Origin of the sequence: Spiroplasma endosymbiont of Lariophagus distinguendus (assembly GCF_023846195.1) — a bacterium.
Taxonomy (GTDB): Bacteria; Bacillota_I; Bacilli_A; order Mycoplasmatales; family VBWQ01; genus Spiroplasma_E.
The window spans coordinates 1-2680 of record NZ_JALMUW010000093.1; the positions used below are offsets into that span (position 1 = coordinate 1).

Annotated in this window: 3 protein-coding genes, 1 pseudogene and 1 other annotated feature; all 4 genes and pseudogenes read right to left on the minus strand. The window is 24.5% G+C overall.

Translation table 4 applies throughout. The annotated features are described in order from the left end of the window. Positions 1-36 precede the first annotated feature (36 nt). Positions 37-1209, minus strand: coding sequence for a bifunctional phosphopantothenoylcysteine decarboxylase/phosphopantothenate--cysteine ligase CoaBC (gene coaBC, locus M0D11_RS05645; protein ID WP_252320893.1), 1173 nt, complete (start codon positions 1207-1209; stop codon positions 37-39). Between the two features lie 102 nt (positions 1210-1311). Then, a complete protein-coding gene (gene rpmA, locus M0D11_RS05650; protein ID WP_174481212.1) occupies positions 1312-1599 on the minus strand; it encodes a 50S ribosomal protein L27 in 288 nt (95 codons plus the stop codon). A gap of 2 nt (positions 1600-1601) precedes the next feature. After that, positions 1602-1913, minus strand: coding sequence for a ribosomal-processing cysteine protease Prp (locus tag M0D11_RS05655; RefSeq protein WP_252320895.1), 312 nt, complete (start codon positions 1911-1913; stop codon positions 1602-1604). A gap of 334 nt (positions 1914-2247) precedes the next feature. Then, positions 2248-2538 (minus strand): annotated as a pseudogene (gene rplU, locus M0D11_RS05660) (50S ribosomal protein L21); the annotation flags it as partial. Positions 2539-2549: 11 nt separating this feature from the next. Next, positions 2550-2622 (minus strand) — a sequence feature (ribosomal protein L21 leader region). Positions 2623-2680 lie beyond the last annotated feature (58 nt).

The window sequence follows — 2680 nt, forward strand, 5'->3', positions numbered from 1 at the left end:
TACCAATATTAAAGCAATAAATTCTATTTTTATTTATTAATAATTTAAAATATTCTTACTTATAATATCAACTATCTGTTTAGCAACTTCCACTTTTGAACCAATCAAATTATAATTATTATTTTTAAAATAAAAATTAATTTCTGTTTCATTTTTACCCATAACACTAATATTATTAATACAAATACCATCACAATTTTTAATTTTCATTTTTTCGATACCAAGATTTTTATCATTAAATTCTTGAGCAGCAAAACCAATTAAAACTTGTTGTGTTTTCTGCTTACCTAAAAATGCCAATACATCAATATTAGCAATCAGTGATAAAGATAAATTTTCATTTTTATTTTTAATTATTTTATTAGGAATATATTTACTTACTTTATAATCATTTAAAGCAGCAGCACATATTACAATATCAGCATTATCAAAGTTTTCTTTCATTGCTAAGAACATTTTTTCATTAGTATTTGCTTCAATAATAGTTAGGTTTTTTTGTGATTTAATTTCAAAATCACAATCACCTGCAACTAATACTACTTTAGCCTTAGTTTTAAGAAAAGCATCTACTAATGCTTTACCCATTTTTCCTGAAGAATTATTAGTAATATAACGAATTGGATCAATATAAGTTCTAGTACGACCAATATTAATTAAAATTTTTTTATTAGATAAATCAATACTTTTTTTAAAAAAATCTTTAATTATTGTTAATGCATTATTTGGACTTTTAACCCGTCCATCACCAATCATCTTACAGGCTAACATTCCTGAATCTGGAGGAATAATAGTAATATTTTCAAAATTAGATAATTCTAATAAATTTTTTTGAAAACTTTGATTGTGATACATATTATGATTCATTGCTGGAAATAATATCTTTTCTGCTTTGGAAGCTAAAAATACTGATAATGCTAAACTATCAGCAATTGCTAAATTTGCTTTACTAATAAAACTCATAGTAGCAGGATAAACAACAATTAAATTTGTTTTAATTGCTAAATTAGTGTGAGTAATTAAATCTCCTTTAACATACGATTCTTGTTCAAACATTTCAAAATAATAAGAAAATGTTTTATCTTCTAGAAAATGTAAAGAACTTTTAGTACAAATAATATCAACTAAAAATTCTTTTTTTAATTGTTTTAATAAAATTAAGGCTTTGTTTGCTGCAATACTACCAGTAATTATTAAAGTAATATGTTTCATTATTTTCTCCTATCATATCATTAAACATAAAATAAACAAACAAAACCTATCTTCAAAATATGATAGCATTGAAAATAGGTTTTTATTATTAAAAATTTATTTTTACTTTTTATCAAGTATAACTGAAACTCGTGTTTTATTTTTTTTAAAAATAGTATACTTAACAATTCCTGATTTTAAAGCAAATAAGGTATCATCACCACCACGCCCTACATTTTCACCAGGGTGAATTTTAGTTCCACGTTGACGATAAATAATTGTTCCCTCTTTTAAACTTTGTCCATCACCAATTTTAGCACCTAAACGTTTAGAATGTGAATCACGACCATTACGAGTTGAACCTACTCCTTTTTTTGAAGCAAATAATTGTAAATTTAATTTATAAAACATAATTACACCTCCTTTATGTTAATATATTTTGGATATTGTTCTTTAATAGTTTTTAATTGTCAAAGCATTGTTTTTAAAATGATTTGACTATTATTAGTGAAACTAGCAACTTTAAGTTTAACTAATCCAGCAGTATTATTAATTACTTGAACTTGATCATTATCAAGTTCATGAAGTGCATTTAATGTACCAATAACAATGGCTGAAATCCCTGCACAAACAATATCATTTTCAATTTTTGAAAAATTAGCATGACCAGTAATTATAACTTCTACAATGTTACTATTTTGGTAATTATAAGTAACTTTAACCATAATTTGATATTACCTTAAATTATTTTTTATTATTTTCATCATCTTCTTTAACAACTTTAACAGTCATATTTTTATGATCAAAAATAGTTTTTAAATTACCTTCACTAACAACAGTTTTAGTGTTATCTGGTTCTGTAATATTATCCTTAACAACTGATTTAGTTTTAACAACTTTTTCTTTTGTAAGTTCTTTTTTTACTTTACTAACTACTGATTTTGGCTCTTTAATAATAGGAGTTACTACTTTAGAAATTACTTCTTTTTTTACTTCATCTTTAATTACTGGTTTTGATTGTTCTGCCTTCTTATCAACAAGACTTTTACCAGCAAGTAAAATATCAGTAATTAATACCTTTGTATATGGCTGACGGTGTCCATACATTGTTTTTGAATTTTTCTTAGGTTTATATTTAAACACTCGAATCTTTTTTGATTTATCTTGTTTAATAATCTCACCATGAACTTCAGCACCTTTTAGGAAAGGTTTACCAAATTGTTGATCAATCATCAATATTTTGTCAAAAATAATCTTATCTTTAGCTTTGCCAACAAGTTTTTCAACAAAAATTTCTTGACCATAGGAAACATTAATTTGTTTTCCTCCTGTTTGAATAACTACAAACATTTTTCTTATTACCTCCAGTTTAGACTCGCCTTATAGGTGGAATAAATCACTTGTTAACCTAAAGTAGAGCGGTTGAAACTGCATAAACAGTCTTAAATATTATAAAGTATTTTTTATTAAAAGCAATACAAAATTTAGTAAT